21 protein-coding genes and 2 pseudogenes are annotated in these 23,995 nt (G+C 65.8%); 7 read left to right on the plus strand and 16 right to left on the minus strand.

What is annotated here, in order from left to right:
- Positions 1–2: 2 nt before the first annotated feature.
- Together VF643_RS16120 and VF643_RS08815 are read left to right on the plus strand one after the other, a co-directional pair.
- Positions 3–116: pseudogene (locus tag VF643_RS16120) on the plus strand (polysaccharide pyruvyl transferase family protein); the annotation flags it as partial.
- 184 nt (positions 117–300) lie between these two features.
- On the plus strand, positions 301–801 hold the full coding sequence (locus VF643_RS08815) for a class I SAM-dependent methyltransferase (RefSeq protein ID WP_331043014.1): 501 nt from the start codon (positions 301–303) through the stop codon (positions 799–801).
- A 601-nt stretch (positions 802–1,402) separates the two neighbouring features.
- On the opposite strand, the gene VF643_RS08820 is transcribed toward VF643_RS08815, so the two are convergent.
- The 6 genes from VF643_RS08820 to VF643_RS08845 form a co-directional block, all read right to left on the minus strand.
- Positions 1,403–3,379: a M10 family metallopeptidase gene (locus VF643_RS08820; protein WP_331043015.1), complete on the minus strand. Its 1,977-nt coding sequence runs from the start codon at positions 3,377–3,379 to the stop codon at positions 1,403–1,405.
- A gap of 40 nt (positions 3,380–3,419) precedes the next feature.
- Positions 3,420–3,800, minus strand: a complete 381-nt coding sequence (locus tag VF643_RS08825; protein WP_331043016.1) for a hypothetical protein — start codon at positions 3,798–3,800, stop codon at positions 3,420–3,422.
- 172 nt (positions 3,801–3,972) lie between these two features.
- Positions 3,973–8,565 (minus strand): Calx-beta domain-containing protein, encoded by a 4,593-nt coding sequence (locus VF643_RS08830; protein WP_331043017.1) that lies wholly within the window; start codon positions 8,563–8,565, stop codon positions 3,973–3,975.
- Positions 8,566–8,700: 135 nt separating this feature from the next.
- Entirely contained in the window at positions 8,701–9,249 is a 549-nt protein-coding gene (locus VF643_RS08835) for a hypothetical protein (protein ID WP_331043018.1), read from the minus strand.
- On the minus strand, positions 9,246–9,941 hold the full coding sequence (locus VF643_RS08840; RefSeq protein ID WP_331043019.1) for an exosortase C-terminal domain/associated protein EpsI: 696 nt from the start codon (positions 9,939–9,941) through the stop codon (positions 9,246–9,248). The genes VF643_RS08835 and VF643_RS08840 overlap by 4 nt, the downstream gene beginning before the upstream one ends.
- A complete protein-coding gene (locus VF643_RS08845) occupies positions 9,938–10,825 on the minus strand; it encodes an archaeosortase/exosortase family protein (RefSeq protein WP_331043020.1) in 888 nt (295 codons plus the stop codon). Before VF643_RS08845 ends, VF643_RS08840 begins: the two co-directional genes overlap by 4 nt.
- A gap of 188 nt (positions 10,826–11,013) precedes the next feature.
- On the opposite strand from VF643_RS08845, the gene VF643_RS08850 reads away from it, so the two are divergent.
- Positions 11,014–11,853 (plus strand): hypothetical protein, encoded by an 840-nt coding sequence (locus tag VF643_RS08850; protein WP_331043021.1) that lies wholly within the window; start codon positions 11,014–11,016, stop codon positions 11,851–11,853.
- 16 nt (positions 11,854–11,869) lie between these two features.
- Here VF643_RS08850 and VF643_RS08855 read toward each other — a convergent pair whose 3' ends face one another.
- Complete coding sequence (locus VF643_RS08855; protein ID WP_331043022.1) at positions 11,870–12,115, minus strand: XrtV sorting system accessory protein; 246 nt, start codon at positions 12,113–12,115, stop codon at positions 11,870–11,872.
- A 184-nt stretch (positions 12,116–12,299) separates the two neighbouring features.
- Here VF643_RS08855 and VF643_RS08860 point away from each other — a divergent pair, with 184 nt between their 5' ends.
- Positions 12,300–12,731, plus strand: coding sequence for a retropepsin-like aspartic protease family protein (locus VF643_RS08860; RefSeq protein ID WP_331043023.1), 432 nt, complete (start codon positions 12,300–12,302; stop codon positions 12,729–12,731).
- Position 12,732: 1 nt separating this feature from the next.
- On the opposite strand, the gene VF643_RS16125 is transcribed toward VF643_RS08860, so the two are convergent.
- The gene (locus tag VF643_RS16125) at positions 12,733–13,476 is read right to left on the minus strand and encodes a PEPxxWA-CTERM sorting domain-containing protein (RefSeq protein WP_414713834.1); all 744 of its coding nucleotides are present in this window, start codon (positions 13,474–13,476) and stop codon (positions 12,733–12,735) included.
- A 166-nt stretch (positions 13,477–13,642) separates the two neighbouring features.
- On the opposite strand from VF643_RS16125, the gene VF643_RS08865 reads away from it, so the two are divergent.
- The 3 genes and pseudogenes from VF643_RS08865 to VF643_RS08875 form a co-directional block, all read left to right on the plus strand.
- Entirely contained in the window at positions 13,643–14,272 is a 630-nt protein-coding gene (locus tag VF643_RS08865) for a hypothetical protein (protein WP_331043024.1), read from the plus strand.
- A 35-nt stretch (positions 14,273–14,307) separates the two neighbouring features.
- The gene (locus tag VF643_RS08870) at positions 14,308–14,493 is read left to right on the plus strand and encodes a hypothetical protein (protein ID WP_331043025.1); all 186 of its coding nucleotides are present in this window, start codon (positions 14,308–14,310) and stop codon (positions 14,491–14,493) included.
- 327 nt (positions 14,494–14,820) lie between these two features.
- A pseudogene (locus tag VF643_RS08875) lies at positions 14,821–15,354 on the plus strand (hypothetical protein); the annotation flags it as partial.
- 27 nt (positions 15,355–15,381) lie between these two features.
- Here the strand turns inward: VF643_RS08875 and VF643_RS08880 are convergent.
- The 8 genes from VF643_RS08880 to VF643_RS08915 form a co-directional block, all read right to left on the minus strand.
- Entirely contained in the window at positions 15,382–16,125 is a 744-nt protein-coding gene (locus tag VF643_RS08880; RefSeq protein WP_331043026.1) for a PP2C family protein-serine/threonine phosphatase, read from the minus strand.
- An 8-nt stretch (positions 16,126–16,133) separates the two neighbouring features.
- Positions 16,134–17,144 (minus strand): type VI secretion system-associated FHA domain protein, encoded by a 1,011-nt coding sequence (locus VF643_RS08885; RefSeq protein WP_331043027.1) that lies wholly within the window; start codon positions 17,142–17,144, stop codon positions 16,134–16,136.
- A 100-nt stretch (positions 17,145–17,244) separates the two neighbouring features.
- Positions 17,245–18,828, minus strand: coding sequence for an EAL domain-containing protein (locus VF643_RS08890; protein ID WP_331043028.1), 1,584 nt, complete (start codon positions 18,826–18,828; stop codon positions 17,245–17,247).
- A 274-nt stretch (positions 18,829–19,102) separates the two neighbouring features.
- The gene (locus VF643_RS08895; protein ID WP_331043029.1) at positions 19,103–19,687 is read right to left on the minus strand and encodes an ABC-type transport auxiliary lipoprotein family protein; all 585 of its coding nucleotides are present in this window, start codon (positions 19,685–19,687) and stop codon (positions 19,103–19,105) included.
- A 1-nt stretch (position 19,688) separates the two neighbouring features.
- Positions 19,689–20,651 (minus strand): MlaD family protein, encoded by a 963-nt coding sequence (locus VF643_RS08900; RefSeq protein WP_331043030.1) that lies wholly within the window; start codon positions 20,649–20,651, stop codon positions 19,689–19,691.
- Positions 20,651–21,502, minus strand: a complete 852-nt coding sequence (locus VF643_RS08905) for an ABC transporter ATP-binding protein (protein ID WP_331043031.1) — start codon at positions 21,500–21,502, stop codon at positions 20,651–20,653. The genes VF643_RS08900 and VF643_RS08905 overlap by 1 nt, the downstream gene beginning before the upstream one ends.
- On the minus strand, positions 21,502–22,611 hold the full coding sequence (locus tag VF643_RS08910) for an ABC transporter permease (RefSeq protein WP_331043032.1): 1,110 nt from the start codon (positions 22,609–22,611) through the stop codon (positions 21,502–21,504). The genes VF643_RS08905 and VF643_RS08910 overlap by 1 nt, the downstream gene beginning before the upstream one ends.
- Before the next feature lie 105 nt (positions 22,612–22,716).
- Complete coding sequence (locus tag VF643_RS08915; RefSeq protein WP_331043033.1) at positions 22,717–23,976, minus strand: DUF445 domain-containing protein; 1,260 nt, start codon at positions 23,974–23,976, stop codon at positions 22,717–22,719.
- Positions 23,977–23,995 lie beyond the last annotated feature (19 nt).

Below are 23,995 nucleotides of genomic sequence, written 5' to 3' on the forward strand. Positions count from 1 at the left end.
ACTTGCCCTCCCCGCTCGACACCAAGGCTGCGATCGCGGCCGCCGAGCTGATCGTGTCATCGCGTTTTCACGGCCTGGTCAGCGCGCTGTCCAACGCGGTGCCCGCACTCGCGGTCGGCTGGTCGCACAAGTACAACGAATCGATGGCGGATTACGGTGCCCGCACGCTGAGCGTCAAACTGGGTGACGAGGCGGCATGGCGCGGCAACATCGCAGCGCTGCTGGACTCCGCCGCCTCTGCCAATTTCCGCGCCCGACTGGCCACGGCGGCCGGCGGAGCAACGGGCTTAGCGAAGCGATGTGGCGGGAAACGATCGGGACGATCAGGGCTGCACAGGGCTGACTCGCGGCAGCGGCGAGGCTTCGCAATCGGGGCCGGGAAGCCGCATAGTCGGCCGCGGCAACGACCTGCAAAATGCGATCGCGCGCACGAGCTTGTCCGAAGCGGCCGAGGCGAGCGCGCTCGCCATCGAGAAAAGGCGGGCGGAACTGCTCGCATCGCAGGAGATGCTCGGCGCATGGGAGCGGCCTTGGTTCGCCGCATCGCCCGAACGTCGCGGCGCCCTGCTCACCATGGAGGGTGCGCCATCCAAGGCCGTTCTCGCCGCCAATGGATTCGAGCAACTCCAGATGCCCGCGGAGGTCGTCGTCGGCGACTTCGCGGACGCGCCGGACCAAACCCCGAAGCGTGCGGGCCGCGTCGATCTCGCGTTCGTCGACGGTTTTCACGAAGGCGCAGCCACCGTCCGCTACCACGAAGCGTTCAAACGCGTCGCGTCGCCCGGCGCGGTTCTCGTTTAAGACGACATCAATTGGTCGACGGCATGAAGCAGGCCTGGGAAACCATTCGAAACGATCCGGACGTCGGCTATGTGCTCGATTATGGCGCGATCGGCGTCGTCGGATCGAACGGCTGAGGGATGCCAAGCCCCACCGCTCGCCGAATTAGGCGAGCGGTGGGACAGACTCGGCTCTTCGGATGCTAGACGGCCGACAGCGGCGGCGAGGGCGGCAAGCCGTTTAGACTTGCCGTACAGTCAGTCGCTGAGACTGGTCGCGGCATGCACGCACGATCAACCAAATCGCTCTACCGTACCGTGAAAGGTGCAAGTACGGACGCGCACAGGTCGAATGCACCGGCTCGTTTCGTTTCTCGCCCAAGTATTATCAGGCACTGGCCGATGACGCACGCGACGGAACGCCGCCCCTCGGAGCATCGCCGAGAGCTGCCGCCGCACGCTCGTGCCATTCGGGATGAGATCGTCGCCCCCAAGGCGCGGCGGATCCTCTTCGGAACCAAGCGCGCAACGGGCATTTTCAACCTATGGGCTTCGCCGACGGCGATCGCACATATGCCCCCACGCACGCAGCGCGGGGGCATAAGTCCGGTAGCGTCATGCGATCAGACGCTCAGATCGGCCAGTCCCGCAGTCGACCCGATATTGCTGTAGACGTAATAGGTCACGCCATTCTTAGTCAGGCTGCCGTCATATTCGATCGAGCTCAACGCCGCTGTGCCGTTGGTGAGCTGCACCGAGCCACCGTTGCCCGCCAGCCCGAGCGAACTGCCGAACTGGATGACGCCGTCATCGTTATTGTCCGCGATTTTCGTCGTGGTCACCAGGATGTCGCGCGTGGTCAGGTTGACGCGATCATTGCCCTGTCCGGGCGCAGCATTGCCGGTGTCGAAGAAAAAGACGTCCCGCACCGTCGCGCTGCTCGATCCGTTCAGCGTATCGTTGCCGATCTTGCTCTCGAACACCTTCTGCCCCGACTTGGCGATCGGGCGTGCGGTCGAAGCCCCGTAATAAGTGAGGCCGTCTTCCGAACCGAGCAAACGCAGACCCGAGCTGCCGGAAAGTCCGGTGAAGGTCACCTTGTCGCCGTCGCTTGGATCGACGGTCAGGGTCCCGCTCCAGGTGATGATCCCGTCGTTGTTGTTGTCGACGAGCGTTTTGTTGACCGCCAGCACGTCCGAGCGCCCGAAATCGGCGATACGGTCGCTGCCCGAAACCCCCGCGTTACGGATCTCGAACAGGTCGGCGCCGCCCTTGCCGGTCAGCACGTTATTGACCTGGTTACCGACCAGACGGTCATTGCCGCCGCCACCGATCGCATTCTCGATGATGGCGCCATAGGCGATCGATATGTTGTCGGTGAAGAGCGGGCTCTCCAGCTCCAGTTGCGCTCGCAATTCCTCGTAGAATTCGTAGGTGGCCTGGCTGCGCGGCGCGAACCCGAGCGCGGCGCGATTGGCGTTGACCTGCTCCAGCGTCAAAAACTCGGTGATGCCGCCGCCCGAAGAGAAAGCGCCCTCGTTCAGGTCAATCGTCGACGGGGTGTTCCAGCCCGAGAAGTCGAGCGTGTCGGTGCCACCCGCATCCCATACCGCGACGATCGGACGCTTGTTCTGAGTGAAGTCGTATTCGGCGCGGCCCGCGGTCGAGTTGAAGCCATACACCGTGTTGCCCGTCCGAGTGGTCGTATCGGCGCCATAGATCGCCTGAATGGCAGCGATGTCGTGGATCAGCGGCGTCGCGGCATAGCCGAAGTTGAGCAGTGACCAGTCGATGTGCTGCGCGCCCGTCTCGTAGGCATCGAAATAGCTCATCACCGAATATTGCAGCGAATCCTGCGCATACGCAGCGTCGTTGGCATAGGTGATCGGATCGGGAACGCCGTCGCCATCATCGTCGTCGAGCGCGTCATAGTCGCCCGGATGGCTGAGGCCGAGCGAGTGTCCGGTCTCGTGGATCATGGTCAGCTTCGCGTAATAGCTGTCTGCAAGCGGGAAGAAGTTGGACGCGACGAAGCCGTCGATCCACACGTCGCCGCTCAGCCGCCCGACATCCTCGAAGTCGCCGTTCTCCTCGTAGAAGCTGTCGAAGATGTTGCCGAACGGCAGATAGGCATAGGCCTGCGCGCCACCGGTAAACGTATTGGCGTAGGTGAGGTCGGCGTTACCGGACTTGGTCTCACGGAACGAGATCGAAACCAATTCGTCCCAGAGGCCGACGCTGGCGCGCGTTATCGCCTGCTGTCCGGCGGTGAACGGTGAAAAGTCCTCGGCGTAGAAGGCTTCATCGAACGCGATCGTACCCGTGGCGTTGACGTAATAGCTGTTCGCCAGCTCCTCGTAGTTCAGCCAGAAGCCGTAATTGAGGACGCCGTCGTTGAGCTCGCCGTAATTGTTGGTGTACCAGTCCCATCCCGACCGGTTCAGGTTCGACTCGACGGTCGTGATGTTCCAGATCGGCTTGCCCGCATAGGTCTGACCAGCAGACGGATCGAGCGACATCGCATCGGGATCATCAATACCGCCCCCGCAGCCGGGGCAGTTGCAGGCGGCTGGATGCTCCGCGAGCATGAGATCGGACATCGATTAGTCTCCCTGGTGTTTGCTGTTATAATAGATCATCTTAGCGGGGTGATCGGCCCGCCATACGCCGATGATGACGCCATGGCAGCGACCGGTCCAGTCCCTTTTCCACCGACATGGCCAGAGTTGCCGCGTCGGTCGCGGCCAGCGGCACGGGGCTCCCGACGAGCATGCCCTCGCTCTCGTCGACAACGACACCGCGCTCGACCGACACCAGCAGCACGCCGGCAGCGATGCGTAGCCGGACGATCACGTCGCGCCGTTCTGGCACGGGAACATCCGCGTGTGCCGCGACCGGCCAGGGCGAGTCGCGGCGAAAATTCTCGAGAGCCGCCGTACACAGCCGCCGCCCCGCCGCCGGGTCGTCCGCCGCGCACTGGACGAGCACGCGATCGACTCCCCGCCATAATGGCGCGATCATGGCATCGCTACTTCCCGCCATCATGGCCGAAGCGAAGGGGAGAATCAGAACGGCAGAATGGACAGGCAGCCGACCGGCTCCACGCTAAGTGATTGGAGCACGATGCTTCTCTCGTCTGCGGTTCCTGTCAAGAGACGTTAACGTTCTTTTACCGACGCGGGATAAAACGCGATCAGACGATATCCGCCATGTCCCGCATCCCCGACCCTGCGGACGTCGCGGTGCCGGGCAAGCCGTAGACGTAATAGGTCACGCCTTCTTCGAGGTAGCTGCCCTCGAAAGCGAGCCTCGTCGCCGTCGCACCCGAACTGCGGGTCACCGTCAGGCTGCCGCCTTGCGCGAAGTCGAAGGTCTTGTTGCGCCCCTGCGTGATGATTCCGTCGTTGTTGCCGTCAAGGAAGCGCACGGTGGAGACGATCGCATCTTCCGCGGCGAAGTCGGTGATCCGGTCGCGCGCGCCGTCCAGGTCCGTGCCGAACACGAACAGGTCCGCGCCCGCGCCGCCGGTCAGCACATCGGCGCCCCCGCCGCCCTCGATCCGGTCGTCCCCAATGCCGCCGTTCAGGCGATCGACGCCGCCAAGCCCGAACAATTGGTCATTGCCGCCGAGCCCGTCAATCGTCTCCGCGGCGGCGCTTCCCCGCAGCAGCTCGCCGAATGAGCGGAAGTCGAACTGCGCCTGCGCCGGATCGTGATCGGACAACGCCGGATTGGCACCGCCGCGGCTGTTGTAGCCGGTGTTGATGTGGACCACGTCGTAGGTCGCGACCGCGCTCAGCTGCTGGTCGACCACCACATGGTCGATCGCCTGCGCCCGCCCATCGAAGGCGTAGGTATAGCGTTCCGCCTCCGAAAGCTCGGTCAGCGTCAGGTTGTCGAACCGCGCGCCGCCCGAACGCGCGGCGCCGTTCGCGTCGACATGGCCGGCTGCCGCCTCCATTGCGCGGTTGAACTGGAACTCGTTGAAGTCGCCGCCCGCGACGATTCGGTTGTCCGCGGACGCGCCCTGGATGGTGTCCATCATGAACCACAGATCTTCGGCGATCTCGTTGCGTTTCGCCCAGGCAGCGTTCTCCGGATCCTCGGGCAAGGTCTGGTCGACCTGCCAGAAGGTGCCACTGCCGCCCTTCGACGGCAGGTGATTGGCGAGCACGTACACCGCATTGCCGTTGAAGGTGAACTCGCCCAGCAGCGACTTTCGTGTGTTGGTCCAGTCGGCTGTATTCACCTGGCCCGCGATCAGGCCGTCGTCGAACGCGATGAGGTCGCCCTCGGCGCGTACACCGTCGCCAACCCGGTCGGTAAAGGCCCGCCGTTCAGTGATCGTCGCATTGCCCGGCAGATCGCCCAGCTGGACGCGGTTGGTGTTGTAAAGGAAGCCGACGCGGATGTTGCCGCGCGGTTCGCCACCTTCGGCATTGTAGACCGGCGCCTCGTCCACCCACCGATATGCCTGCCCTGTCGCCGCGTTGACCGCGTCGACCAGCATCTGCCACGTCTGCGAGGCGTCCGAGCCGGTTGCGGACGAACCGTCGCCGGCCGCTGCACCGTTGTTGTCCTGGATCTCCTCGATCGTCAGGATGTCGGGTGCCTTCAGGTTGGTCGCGATCGCCTGCGCGATGGCCGTAAACCGGGCCGCGCCATCGGTCGGATCGAGGTTCTCGACGTTGAAGGTCGCGACGGTCAGCGCGCGCGTGTCGGCCTGGATCGTCGTCACCTCGCGCACCGGCGTGGTGTCGGCCCGGGGGGTGATCGCGTCCGTGACGTAGAGCTTCAAGTCCGTGAAATCGAAGTCGAGGATGCCGGTAACGTCGCCCAGCCGGTCGCCCATGGAGATCGCGGTCGTCAGGCCCTCAGGCGGCGGCGTGGCGAAGTCGGAGAAGTCGAGTTCGAGCACGTCCGGGTTGACGTCGCCGTCATGGACGTAGCGGCCGCCCGCGCGCACGTCGTCCTCGGTCGTGACCGTATTCGGCGGCGACAGTGCCGGATCGCCGCCGATCGTATAGCCGCCGCGGCTGTTGATCTGCGCGGCATCGGCGTGGACGAGGGAATAGGCCTTGAAGAACGGATCGCCCCCCGACAGGCTGACGAAGCCGTCTGCGGCGACCATATCGGGTACGGTGACGCGCATGCCCTCAATGGTCTCGAAGAAGTCGAGCGCATCATTTTGGGGATCGAAGCCCGCCAGACCGACCGAATCGAAATAGTTCGGCGTCTCGTCGGTCAGGATGGCACTCGGGATGCTGCGTCCCGCCGATCCGTCCAGCACCAGCGTCGGCAACGCCTGCCCGCTCGCGCCGATCGTAACCGAGACAGGATCGACCAGCATGGTGCGCGGCAGGTTCTGGAACGCCTGATATTCGGTAACGCGCGCGGTGACGGTGACGAGGTCACCGACCTTTACGTCCGGTGCCGTGGCCGCGAGCGTCGCGCCGACGTTGCCGTCGGTGCGCGTCATCAGGAAGATTCCCTCCGACGTCAGTGCATTGTTGTCCCAATCGGCGGTCTCTTCCGTCAAGTAGAAGCCTTGCCGCGAGCCCACGCCGTCAAGCGCGGTCACGACCGCCCGGATCGTTACGGTGGCGGCGGAACGAGTGTTGAACGCCGCTATGCCTTCCGCCGCCAGGATCGGGCTGAACGCCGCCGGCCCCTGAATATCGCTGATCCGAAAGACGTCGTCGGTCAGGATCGTACCTTCGCCCAGCGAATCGGCCAGCGTGACCCCGCCAGTCGCGTCAGACAGCGACACGAAGAACCGTTCGTCGCTCTCCGACGTGGTGTCGCCGTTGACCGCGACGGTGACCGTCTGCGTCGTTTCGCCTTCAGCGAAGCTCAGCGTGCCCGAGGCAGCGACAAAGTCGCTACCCGCAACTGCGGTGTTGCTCATCGTCTGATAGGCGATTGTAAACGCCCCCGTGCCGCCGGTGCGGATGACGGTGAAACTGACGAGCGTCGTTCCGGTATCGCCCTCCACGATGCTTGCGTCGTCGATCACCACGCTTGGCGGTGCGCCGTCGTCGTTGCGGATCGTCGCCTGCCCCTGCCCATCCGCTAGCGTCGCGCCGTCGGTCGACTCCGACAAGTTCAGGAAGAAGGTCTCGTCGGCTTCGGAACGCGTGTCCCCCAGGATCGTCACCTCCACGACGGCGTCGTTCTGCCCCTCGGCAAAGGTCAGCGTGCCCGACGTCGCCTGATAGTCGGAGCCGGACGTCGCGCTACCGTCGGCAGTGGCGTAAGCGACCGTGAACGCGCCCGTTCCGCCGGAACGCGTGACGGTGAAAGTCGCGACTTTCGTGCCCGCATCGCCTTCGGAGAAGGTGATGTCGCTGACCGAAAGCTGCGGCCCCGCCGCGGCAAAGCTCTGGCCGACATTGACGCCCCCCGGCGTGTCGTCGGCGATCAGGGCCCAGGTGAAATCGGATGCCTCGTCGCCGGTGCCTACGCGGCCGATCGCGGTGCCCGGCTGGGTGCCGTCCTCGAAAACGCCGACGTCGATGCTGGTCAGGCCGGCGGCCGGACCGTTGGCTGCGACGAAGCTGCCCTCATAGCTCAGGAACTCCGCGACCGTCCCATCGGGGCGGATCAGCGCCAGGCCGTCGGGCTCATCGCCCGGCGCGTTGCCGTTCTGCAGGCCGCTCACTGCCACACTGACCGTGCCGAACCCGTTCTGCTGGTCGGGGACGGTTCCCGTCAGCGCCACAGCGGCGCCATAGGTGGTGCGCTGCGCCGGATTGCCGTTGTAGAGGACGATCTGCCACCCGGCGAGATCGGTACCCGCCGCGGCCGCGACCTCGACGAACTCGCCCAAGTCCGCGCCGCCGTTGTCGTAGTGGAATTCGTTGATCCACACGTCGCTCGCGACCGGCGGCGGAGCGTCATCGTTCAGGATCGTGCCCGTCGCGGTTCCGTCGCCGACCGACGTGCCGCCGGTGGCATTGGACAGGGTCAGCGTGATCGTCTCGTCCGCCTCGACCGCCGTGTCGCCCGCGATCTGGACCGTCACGACCTTCTCGGTCTCGCCGTCGGCGAAGGTGAGCGTGCCCGCAGGCAGCGCGCCCAAGGCGTCGCCCGCATCCGCGGTGCCGAATGCGGTCGCGAAGTCCACCGTCGCCGCGCCGGTGCTGCCGCCGACCCGGGTAACGGTAAATCTCAGCGCCACGCTACCGGCGTCGCCTTCGGCGACCTCCGCGTCGGCGACACCGAACGTGCCGGGGTTGCCGGTCGCTACCGCGAACGAAGCCGGGTAAGCGACTCCCGCCGCATCGTCGGTGGTCCAGTTCGCCTCATCGGCGATCGCCGCCAGGATCTCGGTACGGCTGCCGCTCGTCGGGCCGCTATAGGCGGCGTTGTCGGTTGCGAAGGCAAGTGCGGTGTCGCCGAACACGAGCCCGGTCGGGACCGCGCTGGTGTTCGAACTCGTCGCGTCGCCCGCATACGTGGTATTGCCGTCGGAGAAGTCGACCGCGAACAACAGATTGGGGCTGGTCGCCGTACCCGTATAGGCGATGATCTGGTCGCCCGATGTCGACGGGTTGAGGCTGCCGGTCAGCCCGGAGATGGTGACCACGGTGCCGACGGGCGTGCCGACGGGCACCGGGTAGCTAAAAACGCCCTCGCCCGAGCGAAACCCGCCTGCCGCGAACCAGCCGTTATCGGTGAAGTTGATCGTCTCGCCGCCGAGATCCGCGAGCAGCACGAACGCGAATGACTTGACGCCTGTATCGGCACCGTAGCCGACGATTGCGATGTCTCCGATAACGGCCATGTAAGCATTCCCTGCAAGCTGCTGCCATTCCGAGTCGCGGTGCCGATCATCGGCGACGCCCAGGTCAGCGAATCACGCGATAGAAGCAGCAAGTGACAGTGATGTTAAATCTTTTTTAAGTTTTGCACGCGGCGCTCAGGGCCTATCGGGCGGCGCCGCCCGATAGGCGACGCGAGCCTGCGCCCTGAGCCGTGCGATCGTTTGCTCGATCAGCCGCCGTTCCGCCGCCGCCCCCAGCGTCGCAGCTGCGAAACGCCGTCTCTCAGCCATATCAGTACCGAGGCGGGGGTTGCCGTCGAAGCGTGGTGCATTGTCTGCAACGAAGCGCGTGATCGCATCGTCGGAGGGCGGAGGCAGCCGGCCGATGAGCCGGCGCATCAATTGCTCTGCCAGGATGGTCTCGCGGCTGCGCCGTTCCTCGCCGAGAAATTCCGGCGACCGGTCGACCGACAGGCGCCGGGCTTCCTCGGCCAGCAGCTTGCGCGTAACGATCCGGTCGAGCAGTTCGGGCTGCACCCTGCGGGTATCGGCGTCGGCTGGCGCGCCGCTCGCCATCAACTCGATCAGGACATCGCGCCGGGTGATCTCGACATCGTTCACCCGCGCCAATACCTGCCCCGTGGGGGGGCCTTTCGAGCACCCGGCCAGTGCGAGCGACAGCGCGATCACCCACCCGCGGCTCATGCGGCTGCGTCCCCCCCGAGCAGGATACGTTGACCCGCGGCGCCTGATGCGCCAACCAGCTGTTCGTTGAAGGTGCGCATGCCGGCAACCGCAGCGGCACGATCGGTCGAGCGGACCGAGAGCCGCACGAGCACGCCATCGGGCAGCACGCCGCGCAGATTGGCGGCAAAGACCGCCAGTTTCTGCTCGACCGCGGTTGCGGGAAATTGCCGCCCGATCCGGGTCCAGTAATAGAGCTGTTCGATGCGGTCGCCCCGGGCCGCGGTCAGCGCCACCGCGGTTCCGCTCGGCACGCCGCTCAGGCCGGTCGTCTCGCGGTCGCTAAGCTGATAGCCCGCCGACGGGTAGCAGGCATCGGGACGGTGCAGCGCCAGCCCCGTGTCCTGCGCTCCGCCATAGGCGATCAGCAGCATGATCGGCGGCTTGCCGTCAGCGACATAGATTCGGGTAAGCACCTGGTCATAGGTTTCGCCGGTTTCGTTCGGGTCCGCCACGATCAGTCCGGTCGAGCTGGCATAGCGATACTCGCCGATGCGGAGCGGTACCATCGCAGCCATCGCCCCCCGCGACAGCGCCCGGGTGGTCCGGACCGGGCGCAGCAGCGTCGCCGTGGCAGCCGCGGCGAGGAGAGCACCGCCCATGACGATCTGACGGCGGTCGGGCGTGCCGAGCTTCCATGCGGACGTCGTCATCGGCGCGCCAGCCATCCTCGCAGCGGCGCGAGCATCAGATCGAGCCCGATCAGGCAACCGAGCGCGACCAGGAACATCACCAGCCCCGCGGATTCATGCAGGATGCTCCCCGCCGCGACCGTCGCTGCACCGCCGTAATGCGTTCCCAGCATCAGCAGCAGAATGCGCGCGAGATTCGCCACCATCGCGATTGGCACGGTCAGCAGCGCCAAGATCGCGGCATAGCGCCAATCGGCGCGATGCAGCACATAGACGTAGAACAATCCGATCGCGAGCAGGCTGATCAGCGAGTTCATTCCTGCGCACGCGTCCGCGATCAGGAGTTCGTACTGGTCGATATACAATGTGGTGCCGTTGTACGCTGCCTCGAACCCTATTGCCGAAAGCAGGTCGACCGACGTGACCGACAGCCAGAGTTTGCGCGAATGGGTGATCGGCGCGATGAGGAAATACGGGGGCGGCACCAGGAACAGGAGGTAAACGACCGGAAACCACAACCGGGCCAGAGCGCGCCCGCCGATAAAGGCGTAGAGCAACGTCACGAGCACGAGATAGGTACTCAGCCATTCGAGCCAGAGCATCCCTACGACGCGCGCAAACACAAAGACCGGCAGCAGCAGTGCAGCGCACCACAAGGCGACGGCGGTTCGCCCGGGCTCCGCGACCAGGCCCCGCGCCTCCCGCAGCATCAGCCACAGCCCGCTGGCCAGGATCACCGGACCGACCGCGCCCTGTTCTCCGGTCCATTCATCGCGGGCGAGTCGGAGGAACGGCGGCACCGCGAACAGCACGGCGGCCGACAGGATGAACCAGTGCCGACAGAGCCACGACCCGCCATTTGGCCAGTTCCTCCATGAACCGGCTGCAACTACTCCACTGGTCATGGGTTATCCCTTAAGCGTATCAAGGCACGACCGGAAGCCGGATTGCTGTCGGAACGTCGGACTTTAAGATCATGCCAGTGGATCTTGGCGGGGGACAGCGGTTGGCGGCAGCGTTTCAGGGTTGGCGTGAGAGGTGGAGCACCCGTTGGCGGGCGACCGGACGGCGAGCCGTTGTCGGGCGCCTCCTCATGGTCTGGGTACTCGTTGTGGCTTTGTACTTCCTATGGGAAGCGGATCGCTACCGGGGCCTGTACGCGTTCCTCGCCGAGTGGCAGTTCGAACAGCTCGGTCATTATTTCCCGATCCTGACCTTTGCCGTGCTGGTGATCGGTTTCGGATCGCCTGCAGCGTGGCTTATGAAGAAGCGGCGACGTGCCGACCGGCGCGATATCCCCGACCGCTACGGCTACGCGGCAGCGGTGTCGACGAGCATGAATTTTCGTCGCTCGCTGTTCGCATTCGCCGGGGGACTCGGTGGAGCTGCGCTAGTGACACTGCTCTGGACGCTGACCCTGCCGCGAATGGCGCCGCCACGCGCCCTCATCCCGGTGGGCGGGGCTCGGGCGGTCAACCCGCCCCTGGGTCCGGTGACCCTGCGTGGACAGATACTATTCAAGCGCACATCGGTATTTGCACAAAATGTGGTTCTGACAGCTCGCGGCGTGCGCTTCGCGCCCATCGTCGCTCCCGGCGACGGCAATCGGATCCGCTTCTTCGTCGAGCTACTACCCCGTGAATTCGGCGATCCGCGAGCCGCGCTGCGTCTCGATGACCGAACTGGTCTGCTGATGCGCAATCAGCTCCCGGGATCGATCGTGCGGCTGTATCGCTACGCTGGATACGAGGTGGAAGCGCCCGTTTACATTCTCTACGTATCATCCAAGACGTTACGCTGGCCCTATTACGTAACGGCCGCACAGCTCGCGATCGCTGCGCTCGTTGCGGCCATTGCCGGGTTGCTGCAGCACCGCCACGTTCGGTCCATCGCGTCTTCTCCCCCCGGAACCGACCCGCTCACGCCAGAGTGAGGCATCGCCGAACCCGCTAACTTCCCCGAAAGAACGGCGTCAGCGCCCATAGAATGAAGCCGATCAGGCACAAGGATGCTGCTGTCGCGGCGATATGCCGGCCGTCGTTGCCCAGCCAATTAACCAACGCGCACCCGCTGGCAGCAACGATGTACTGCCATAGCGAGTCTCGCGGCGGTGCAATCTGATCGGACCGGTGCAGGAACAGGACGACCAGCGCGGCGAATACAGCCACGGTGGCCCAGTCGTAAATCGTCGTCATGCTCTTGTGGTCGCCACTTGGCGGCACGTCGCTAATGCGCAGTTATCCATTATCTTGCACCTCACCTTGAAGGCTCAGCCCGCAATCCGTGCGCATGTCCAGGATATGCTCCGCTTCCGCCATCCTAATGGCCCTCTCCGTTGCGGCGGGAGGTGCACGCGCCAATCGGGACGCCTTGTCGCACATGCCGGACCCGGCAGCTCTTGCGGCGATCGCGCCAAACAACCGCGCCGCGCTTCCTGTTGTCCGCCCGAACGCGCACGAGGTCGCGCGCGGTGCCGACGGGCTGTTCTACGTCCATGCTTCGGTTAATGACCGGCCCGTTAGATTTCTCGTGGATACGGGTGCAAGTGTCGTCGTGCTCACCGCGGACGATGCGCGCGCCGTCGGATTGGTCGTCTCCGACCGGCACTATGACCGGAAGGTCGACACGGTCGGTGGGAGCACCCCCATGGCATGGGCCACGTTGGACAAGGTCGACCTTGCTGGCCACGAGGTACGCGGACTACGCGCCGCCGTGGTACGCAGCGGCCTGGGGGTTTCTCTGCTGGGCCAAAACATGCTCTCGCAACTCGACTCGGTCACCATGACCGCCGATCGCCTCACCCTCGACTGACCTACGCCGATTGCGATCGCGTAGACCCTAGCGACCGACGCCGGGCGCGGCGCATGATCGTACCGATGACCGCGAAGCCCAGGATCATAGTCAGCCATGTCGCGGGTTCGGGCACCGCGCCCGTCGACCCCGGGATAGGTCCGCCACCACCACCGGCGCCACCGCCGGGAACTCCGGGTCCTTCACCCGCACCGCCGCCACCTGGGGCACCGCCACCCGGAGCACCGCCACCGCCCGGGAATGCTCCACCACCCGCCGGCGCGCCCGGTACGCCATTCACGCCGCCAGGAAAGGGGGGGGACGCCGCTAGAACAGGCGTGCCCGGAACGGTTGATCCCGGCGCGCCAGGCGTGTTTACCCCCGGCCCAACCGGGCTACCTGGAGCAGGAACGCCGGGCACCCGCAGTGCAAAGGCCCCAGGCGGGACGCCGCCACCGGATCGGGGGCTGCCGCCATCTGGCCGGAAGAATCCTCCGAACGGGCCGGGAACTCCCCCGAACGTAACCGCGTAGGCGACCGGTGAAAGGTCGCCTAGGATGGGCACATCACCCAAGGGGCTGAACAACGCTCTCTGGTTCACGACCGGCAACGTCGTTACAAAAAGCAAACCGCCGAGCACCGCGAGCGTCACTTGGCGGCGACGCTCCTCAGACTTCAAATCGGTCGTGCTCTGCTCCATAATCTCGCCCCAGTCGTGAAGTTCGTCGTGACGCCGGGATCCGTTATCGCCAGAGCGTTGCGCCATTATGGCCTTGCGCTCTCACCTGCCACGCGGCAATCCCAGTCGGCTATTGTATCGCATCCATCCGTCACATGGAAGACCGCGCATGAACATAACCGTCGGGCGCCCCGTCCCTTTATTGGACGGACTATGCCAAGCGACGCGCAAGCGCCGTTACGCCGCGACATCGTTGGTCGGCATCGCGGCAACCGTGCTCGTCGGTTGCGGATCGTCGGAGCGTCCGCTCGACGATCGCGAAAAGATCGTTCGGTCGGTGCTGGGCCTGCTTGTATCGACGGGCAAGCCCGTCTGCACAGACGACCAGACCGCAGGCGACGCATTGGCCGAGTTCCGCGAGATGGCGCTGGCACCCCGCGCCTCGCGGGCCGATCTGCGCTGGCACGCGCCGTTGCCGTTGCGCCCGGATGCACGGGTGACCACGCAGGACATCAAACGGTCAGAGTTCAACAACGAGAAGCTGGAAATAAACGAACCCGGGGTGCGCAAAGACGCTTTGCCCGGCCTGGAGCAGCTTCAGCTCGATGGTGCGGCGCAGCGGCTGGGAAAATCGGTAGGAACGATCAAGGAAAGCGTTGCAGTGCGACGGTCCTGGGCGCCACCGGGCGTAGTCGGACGCTGGTGGCCGCTGAACCGTCTGCGCCGGGATTGTTGGCCTCGGTTCGAGATCAGCGACCCAGTGCGCGATCGTGAGTTAGCCTTCGTTTCGGTCCGTGCGGAGCATTGGGGTACGCTATATGCGCTCAGGCAAACATCCGGCGAGTGGCGTGTTACGGCGGAGTGGAGTCGCTGGTTGTATTAAACAACTTTTTTCCAACACTGGGGAGTCAAAGAAGCATGACGGATGACCGCGAATTTGGCCGTAACGGCGGATCGAGGACCAAAGATATTGGCTGGAAGCAGTTTTCGGTCAGCATCTTTGATCTTGTGCGATGGCCCGCGGCGTTTGTCATCGTGATGGCGATTTTGCGCGAGCCTTTGTCAACGCTGATAAACTCGGTCTCGGCTGCGCTGCGATCCTAGCCGGGGTTGCGGTTCACCGGAACCGAGTCATGCCCTGTTTGGTACGTCGAAGCCGCTGATAGGATGGATCCGGTCCGATCCGCGTGATCGGCGTGATTATCCTCTCGAGAGGCGCTGGCGAAAACCGGCGCCATCGTGTTGCGACGATCCGGGTTTCAGCCAGATTTCAGAATCCCTTGGGCGCGCCGCATGCATCAAGGCTGGTGTGTTGATGTCCACTGGGCGCTGACCCGTGTCTCACCTCACCCCTGCAGGCTGTCGGGGGATCAAGGAGTGATAGACCTGGCGTTACTGAGCGTCATCCGGCGCTGGGTATTCCAGGACGGGATGTCGATTCGGGAGACAACTCGACTTAAGGGGGCTGTCGCGCAACACGATCCGCAAATACCTGGGGTCGGACGCGGTGGAGCCGACGTTCGAGATGGCCGACCGGCCGAGCAAGCTGGATCCGTTCGCCGAGCGGCTGTCGGGCTGGCTGAAGACCGAGGCGGCCAAATCGCGCAAGCAACGACGCACGGGCAAGCATATCCACGCCGACCGGGTCGTGCTGGGGGGATTGCCGCGGCGCGGGATCTACGACAAGTGAGGCGAACAGGCGATGATCCCGGGGATCATCGGCCGCCGAGCAAGACGGCGGTCGACCGTATCGGCACGGGCAAGGCGCGGCAGGTCAACGCACGCTTCGCAGCGACAGCGAGCCACTATCTGTTCGAGCCGGAATTCTGCAATCCGGCGTCGGGCTGGGAGAAGGGACCGGTCAAGAAGAATGTCCAGGATGCGCGTCGCCGGTTGTGGCAGAGACTGCCCGCATTTCCCGACATCGACGCCCCCAACCTATGGCTCGCGGAGCAATGCGTCGCCTAGTGGGCGCAGATCCCGCGCGGGAACCTACACCTCGATCAGCACCAGGCTGGCGTTGTCGCTGCCGTCGCGCTCGATCGCTCCTGTCAGCAGAGTGTCCGCCAGCGCATTCAGCGCGCCGCCGCGCGCCAGATCGCGCAGGATCAGCGAACGCGAGACGCCGTCCGAACACAGCATTACTCGGTCTCCGGGTTCCAGCGTCACGCGAACCGTGTCGATCGCGACCGGCGCCACGACGCCCAGCGCACGCGTGACCACGTTGGAACGGGGATGGCCATCCGCCTTGTCCTCGTCGAGCAGGCCGGCATCGATCAGATCCTGGACGACGCTATGATCGCGGGTCAGCTTGCGCACGCGGGTGCCGCGGACATGATAGGCACGACTGTCGCCTGCCCAGAAGACGGTGAGCAAGTCGCCTGCGATGTGCGCGGCAACGATGGTCGTACCGCTGCGCCCCCCACCCGCCGCCAGGATTTCGGTATTGGCGTGTTGCAGCGCTTCGAGCAGCGCGGCTTCGGTTACCGAAGCCAGCGCATCGAGCGTCGCGACCGCCAGATCGGCCGCAACATCTCCTGCGCTCAGGCCGCCCATGCCGTCGGCGACCGCCCATAATCTGCGGCCGGGCCGGTCGAGCACGCGATCCTCGTTGATGGTGCGCACCCGCCCGACGTGCGTCCTCGCCGCCGACCGGGGCGAAGTCGCCGCCACCGGCGCCGAAGGAGTAGGAGGCGCGGACGCCACGCGTCGCAGCAGGGCGCGCAGCGTTACCATCGCGGTTCTCACGGCTTGTGGCGATCGGAAGTCCATTCGGCAGCATCATACGCCTTGACGAAGGCGCGGTCGAGCGAACCCGGCATCGCATCTTCCACCTGCGCGACGAGATCGGCGTGGCGCTCGGCAACTTCGGCCATCTGCATCGAAGCGCGCGACTTCAATAGCGACGCCTTGCTTGCAACCACAGCGTCGATCGCGGCGGGATCGAACCGTGCCACCGCCGCGCCGAGCGATCCCTGCAACCCCGCAAAAGTCCCGACCAGATGGCATTTCAGATCGCGAAACGATGCCTTCAGCGCTTCGGCACCGCAAAGGAAACCGGTCGAGCTGGTCAGCAGCAGGTCGATCGCCAACCTCTGGGTCGGTGCCCATTTGAATGGATTATCATGGTGGCCCCGGATCGTCGTGCGGTTGAGTTTGTAGCGCCCGCGGGCTCGATCGCGCTCGGCCATCAAATCCCCGACGCCCAGCACCATCTGGCGATATACCGCGCCTGCACGCCGCATGATCTCCTCGGGCGGCTCGCTCGAAAATAAGGAAGAATCCAGGCCCGCGCCGTCGCAAAACGCCTCCAGCAGCGATCCCGTCGTTGCCGCATTCGCCGGCGCGCAGTCCGCCCAGTCCGCGGGCGCCCGGCTCGGCCAGGCGATCGGTGCGACCAGGCTGATCGGGCGCCCGGTGTCCGCAGGCGGATCGGGCAGCGGTGCGCGCGTGGCGACGATGCGGAAGCGCCCCATACGCACAGCACCGGGCACATGCAGCGGCGTATCCACCGCGTCGGGCAATCGCGCGCCGGTTTCCCCGTCGAAGACGCCGTTGGTGCCGAGGGCGCGCAGGGTCAGTCCATCGGCATGCGCAGTCACTTCGCAATGCGCCCGCGACAGGGCACATTCCGGGTCTGCGATCGACCAGTCCGCGGCGGCATCGCGACCTATCCTGAGCGTCCCGTCGCGCAGCAGCCGGACGTCGCGCGGCTGCACGGCATCGTCCTTGTCGAAGAGTTGGAGTATGTACATGGTTAGATGGCCTCCTGCCGCACGCCCGTGCGGTACGCCTCGTCGGCGAAGCCCGCAGGCGTCGAGATCGAGACAGCGCCGGTGCCGCGCAAACGAAAGATCATGCGAGTAGCCTCTGGACGGACGATGGTGCCAGCCGATCGGCCAACGTAGCGGTATCCCGAACGAACGCCGCAAAATCCGCCGCAGGAAGCGGCGGGGAGAACCAATAGCCTTGGAAATGATCGCATCCGTGGCGGCGCAGCCACGCCAGTTCCTCGGGCCGCTCCACCCCCTCGGCCAACACCCGAATGCCCAGCCCCCGGCCCAGCGCCAGGATGCTCTGGCAGATCGCCTGGCTGTCGCGGCGCGTGTCGACGCTTGTCACGAACTCACGGTCGATCTTGATCTTGTCGAAGGTCAGCTGCCGCAAGCTGCTGAAGCTGGAATAGCCGGTGCCGAAATCGTCGATCGCGATCCGCACGCCCAATGCGCGGAGCCGCTCGAACAGCCGCGCGGCGCGCTCGCCGTCGGCCATCGCGACGCTTTCGGTCAGTTCGATTTCGAGTACCGTCGGGGCAAGGGCGTGGCGTTCCAGCGTGCGCGCCACCATCACGGGCAGTGCCTCATCCTCCAGCTGGTGCCCGGACACGTTTACCGCAACGGTAAGCGGGCCCAACCCGGCCTGCGCCCACCCCTTGGCCTCGCGGACGGCGGCATTGAGCGCCCAGAGGCCGATCTCGTCCGCCAACCCCCCCGCCTCCATGATCGGGATGAAGCATGCCGGCGGCACCCGCCCGTGAACTGGGTGGCTCCAGCGGATCAGCGCTTCGGCGCCGATGACCCGCCCCTCCCGCGAGTCAATCAATGGCTGGAAGTCCAACGAGAATTGCTGCTGCGCAATCGCCTGACGCAGATCCTGCTCCAGCGTGAATCGCTCGCGGGCCACGGCTACAGGGTCGATCGCCGCAACCGCGGCAGACGCGCCTTCGGGAAGGGAAAAGGCTGCCAGGACGCGAAAAAGCGAGACCTGCGGACTGTCCGCGTCGCGCTCATGACGCACTTGGCGAACGACCACCTCGGGAACGATCTCACGCGTGTCGTCGGTAAAGACATCGCCCAACGCATAGCCGATCGCGCACATCGCCGCCGTGGCCGCGTCGGCTGGCGTCTCGGGTCCGAACCAGATCGCCAGATGCCCGCGATCGACATGCGCCACCAACCGATCGGCCGACACCATCCGGGTGATCCGTGCAACCAAGGCCAGCAGGACGCGATTGGCGAGCGTGGGATCGAAGGCCGACAACCGGTCGTAATCGGCAAAGGCGACCCCGCCGAGCATGCCCTCTCCGTCATCGGCCATCCGCGCCAGCAGCGGCTCGCGGGTCGGCAAACCGCTCACGGGATGCCGCTGCTGCGCGCGCTCTGCGCAGGCGGCGGTAGCTTCTTCGATCCGGTCGATCCCCTCGGACAGTCGCGCCAGCACCGATCCGGCGGCAGCTGAGGGGTGTAGCGTCTCGATCCGTCGTAACGCGCTGCGGATCGCGCGGTCGTGGAGCATGGTCGAACCCCAGGCTGCCAGAACCAGCGCGACCGCGGCAAAGGCACCTTCGACGCCACGCCCCGCCAGTCCCGCCACGGCGAGCGCGGCCAGAGGGACGAGAACGCCCGGTGGGCGCAGGAAGGTCAGATTACGCCATCGCACCCCTTGGCCTAACGCCCTCAGGGATACCAAGCCGTTAAGCGGCGGCGTTGTTTTCGTGCTGGCCATTTCGCGAGGGCACCGACGCTCCCAGCCCGGTGATCGGCGCCAACGGCTTTGGTGTCAGGGTTTGCAGGCTACCAACCGCTCCCCCACAAGCGGCTACGGCGGGTGCAAAGCGGAACGTCTGCGCTCTACGGGTCGGACTGCACTGTCTTATATCGGGCGCGCGCCACTAAAGCGTTTCGCTCGAGAGAGACGTCCCGGGCGGCGAATTCTACCGCCCTACCCAGTCCGCAACCTGCCGCGCGACGTCGTTAGCGGCCTGGTTCAACGCGGTCGCCGCCTGCTCCGGGTCGATCGCGCTTACCGGCACACGCGCCTCGAACCGGCGCTTGTCGACGGCAGTCGTGCCGGCGCGCACCAGCGCGGCGTCGAAGGTCACGATCGCCTCTCGCGTCGTCGCGTCCAGCCCGAAGGTACGCAATTCGCCGCCCAGTCGCGCGCCGGGATCGCTGATCGACTGTGCGGTGGACAGCACGACCAACCCGGTGCGCGCCGAAACCGTGTCCGACATCAGCCGCGCGAACAGCCGCGCGGGAGGTTCGGTCCATTGTGCCTGGGGCACATAGGCCACGGTCGTCGGGGTCGCCTGCACCGGCACCCGCGCGGTCGCCAGCGTCTGCGGCACGACTGGAACCTGCATCGTGATCGACTTGGCGGTCGCCGAGCTGACCTGCTGTCCTACCGGCACCGCCGCTGTTGCGGTCAGCGTCAGCAGCGACGGCGGCGGCTTGGCGCCGAAGCTGACGCAGGACGCCAGCGGCAGGGCTGCGGCGATGATCGCTAGGCGTGTTTTCATCTTACTTGCCCTCGTAGTCGGGGAGTTTCGGGCTGCCGATCAGCGAACTCGCGCCCTGCTGGTCGACCTTTTCGGCGACCGACGACAAGGCGGTCGTCATCACCCGCAGGTCGCGGACGAGCTGGCCGACCTCGGGGATCGTCTGCTTGGAAAAGGCCTGAAGCCCCGGCCGCGCATCGCCGATCGCCGCGTTCAGCGAATCGGCGCTCTTCTGCGCCGAGCCGATCGCGCGGTTCAGGTTCTGCATCGCGGGCTGGACGTCGTTGGCGAGCACGCCGTTGGTGGTCGCCGCCAGCGCGCCGATCTGCTCGGCGGCATTGCCCGCCTGCTGGATCGCGATGCGGGTCTGCGCCAGCGTCGCCGCGATCTCCGGCCCGCGATCGGCCAGCGCATCGGACAGGCGGTTGGTATTCTCCAGAATGCCCGCGATCGACGCCTGATTGCGATCGGACAGCAGGGCGGTCAGCCGCTCGGTCAGCGTCGAGAGGCGTTCGAGCAGCTGCGGCGCCGAATTCAGGATCGCGCCGATGCCGCCCTGCTTGGTCGGGATCACCGGCACGCCGTAGGGGCAGACCGATTCGGTGTTCTGCGCCGGGCACACGATCGCGGGCGCCCCTTTGCGCGCGCCGTCGAGCGCCACCGTGCTGGTGCCGGTGAAGCTGCCGAGCACGGTCGCGGTGGTGCCCTGGAGCACCGGCGTCTCGTCCTGGACGGAGATGCGGACGCGGACGAACTGCGGATCGTTCTTCCACAGCGTGATCTCCTTCACCTGGCCCGACGGCACGCCCGAATAGGCGACCGTCGATCCCTTCGCGAGGCCATCGACCGACTGGCGGAAGAAGATGTCATATTCCTTTTCCGACGTGCCGCCCAGGCGCGCGATCCACACGGTGAACAGCGCCAGCAGCGCCAGCAGGATCAGCACGACGGCGCCGACTAGGACATGGTTCGAGCGGGTTTCCATCAGCTTGCCCCTGCGATCCGCGGGGGTTCGTCCCCGCGCGCATTGTTGTTCGTGTGCGCGTCCGCCGCATGCGCCTGCTGCGTCGCCACCGCGGCGCGGCCGCGCGGCCCCTTGAAATATTCCGCGATCCACGGATGGTCGAGCGCCAGCAGTTCGTCGATCGTGCCGACTGCGATCACCTTCTTATCCGCCAGCACCGCCACCCGGTCGCAGATTGCGTACAGCGTATCGAGATCGTGGGTGATGAGGAACACGGTCAACCCCAGTGTTCGCTGGAGCGACTTGGTCAGTTCGTCGAACGCCGCCGCGCCGATCGGGTCGAGTCCCGCGGTTGGCTCGTCCAGAAAGAGCAGTTCTGGGTCCAGTGCCAGCGCACGCGCCAAGCCGGCGCGCTTTTTCATGCCGCCCGATAATTCGGCGGGGAACTTCGGCCCAGCCTCGCTTGGCAGGCCGGTCATCACGACCTTGTAGGACGCGATCTCCTCAAGCAGCGACATCGGCAGATCGGGATAGAACTCGCGCAACGGCACCTGGACGTTCTCGGCGACGGTCAGCGTCGAAAACAACGCGCCACCCTGGAACAGCACCCCCCAGCGCTTGCGGATTTCGACCGCTTCCGTCTCCTCACGGCCGATCGTCGGCTCCCCGAAGACGTGGACCTCGCCCGCCGTGGGCGTCTGCAACCCGATGATCGAGCGCATCAGCACGGATTTGCCCGTGCCCGATCCGCCGACCACACCTAGGATTTCGCCACGGCGTACGTCGAGTTCGAGATCCTCATGGATCACCGCATCGCCGAATGCATTGCGCAGGCCGCGTACCGCGATGATCGGATCCGCCCGTTCGTCCATCAGTTCCAGCCCACCCAGCTGAAGAACATCGCGAAGAAGGCATCGAGCACGATGACGAGAAAGATCGCCTGAACCACCGCAGAGGTCGTCCGCAGGCCGACCTGTTCCGCATCGCTCTCCACCTGCATCCCCTGAAAACAGCCGGCGACCGCGATGATCGCGCCGAACACGGGCGCCTTGATGAGGCCGATATACAGATCGGTGATCGGCACCACTTCGCGGATGCGCGCGATATAGGTCACCGGCGGGATGCCCAACGACAGCCAGCAGAGCAGCCCGCCGCCGATTATTGCGACCATCGAGGCGTAGAAGGCGAGCAGCGGCATCATGACGATGACCGCGATCGTGCGCGGCAGCACCAAGGCCTCCATCGGCGACACGCCGATGGTGCGCATGGCGTCGATCTCCTCGGTCAGCTTCATCGTGCCCAATTGGGCGGCGAATGCCGATCCGGATCGCCCTGCGACCATGATCGCGGTCATCAGCAGCCCGAGTTCGCGCAAGGTCAGCCGGCCGACGAGGTTGATCGTGTAGGCCTCCGCGCCGAACTGACGCAGCTGAACCGCGCCCTGCTGCGCGATCACCATGCCGATCAGGAAGCTCATCAGCCCGACGATGCCCAAAGCTGCGACGCCCACCACCTCGAACCGCTGGACGGTCGCATTGTAGCGGAAGCGCGACGGGTGGCGAACGACGTTCACGAACGCGATCGCGGTCGCGCCCAAAAAGCCGAGCAAGCCGTAGAGCGTCCTGAACGACAACACGACGGCGTCGCCGATCTCCCCCAGGACGCGGTTGAGCGATGAGGGCGCGGGTGCATGCGCCTCCGCCGGGCGATCGGCGGCGACCACCTGATCGAACAATGCCTGGGCATTGACGTCCAGCCCGGCGATTGCGGCATCGTTGCGCGCGGCAAAGCGGTGGACGATCCAGGCGCCGACGGTATCGATGCGGCCCACCCCCGAAAGATCGACCTGCTTCACGTCGCTGCCGACACGCTCCAGGCGATCGGGCAGATCGCCCAGCCGGGCCAGCAGCAGGTCGCCCACGAAACGCAGCGTGCCGCCGTCCTGCTGGAAATCCGCGCGAGAGCTCTGGGCGCCGGTCATCGCGCGCACCTTTGGGCGAAAGCCGCGCGCGGGGCAAGGCGATTGCGCACTGCGGCAGAGTGTTCGCGTAGCGCGCCGTTCAGCGCCGCTGAAGATGGTCGCCGATCACAGCATCACGTCAATCGTGTGGATCACCAGCCCGACCATCCCGCCGACCAGCGTGCCGTTCACCCGGATATATTGCAGATCGCGCCCTACCGCATTTTCCAGCCGCCGAGTGATCGTCTGCGCGTCCCAGCCCCGCACCGTCTCCGACACAAGCCGCACGATCACGTTGCCATAGTCGGCCGCGATGCCCACGCCGACCCGGCGGACGAACCGATTGATCGTGCGCGCCAGCCGCGCATCGTCGCGCAACGTGTCGCCGAGCTGGCGCAGCAGATCGCCCAGCTTGCCCGCCATCGCGCGTTCGGGGTCGCGCGCGATACCCAGCAGCGCGCCGCGCGCCTGTTCCCACAATCCATCCAGCCAGCGCTGCATCGCCTGATTGGCCAGCAACTCCTCCTTCATGGCCTCGACCTTGGCGCGCATCGCATCGTCGTAGCGCAAGTCGAACGCCAGCCGATCAAGTCCGTCCTCCGCGCGTATCCGCAGCGGGTGGGTCGGGTCGTCGGCCATGTCGGCGAGCAGTTTTTCCAGCCCGGTGATGAGCTTGTCGGCCACCGTTTCGTCAAGCCCAGTCCAGCGCAGGAGCGAACCCGCGCGATCATGGACGATCTGACGGATCAGGTGATCGTTCGCTCTGAGCGCGTCCGACGACCAGCGGATCACCGAATCGAGCAGCGGCTTGTGCCGCCCCTCCTTCATCGTCGCCGCCAGCAGGCTGCCCATCAGCGGCGCCACCTGCGTCTCCCGCAAACGGTTGCCGACCGCCCCCTTGACCATCCCGCCGAGCCGCTGAGGATCGAGCGCCTCCAACATCTGCGCGACCAGCTTCGACGCGCCGTGGCGGAAACGTCCGCCTGCCCCCTCGGCGGGATCGGTCAACCACCGTGCTACCGCGCTTGCCACGTCCAGCCTGCGGCTCCGCCGGGCGATCACCGCGGTGACGAGGAAATTGTCGCGCAGGAACTGGGCAAGCTGATCGCCGATCCGGTCCTTGTTGCGCGGCACGATGGCGGTATGCGGGATCGGCAGGCCGAGCGGGTGGCGGAACAGCGCGGTCACCGCAAACCAGTCGGCCAAGCCGCCTACCATCGCCGCCTCGGCAAAGGCGCGCACGAACGCCCATCCCGGATGAAGCTGCACCAACGTCCGGCTCAGCAGAAACACCGCCGCCATCACAACGAGCAGCGCGGTGGCGACGATTCGCATCCGCACCAGGGCGGCCGGAGGGGCCTCGCTCGCGCGGATCGTCGGACTCATGCCAGGGACAATCCCCGAA

It is taken from the genome of Sphingomonas sp. (assembly GCF_036387595.1).
Classification (GTDB): Bacteria; Pseudomonadota; Alphaproteobacteria; order Sphingomonadales; family Sphingomonadaceae; genus Sphingomonas.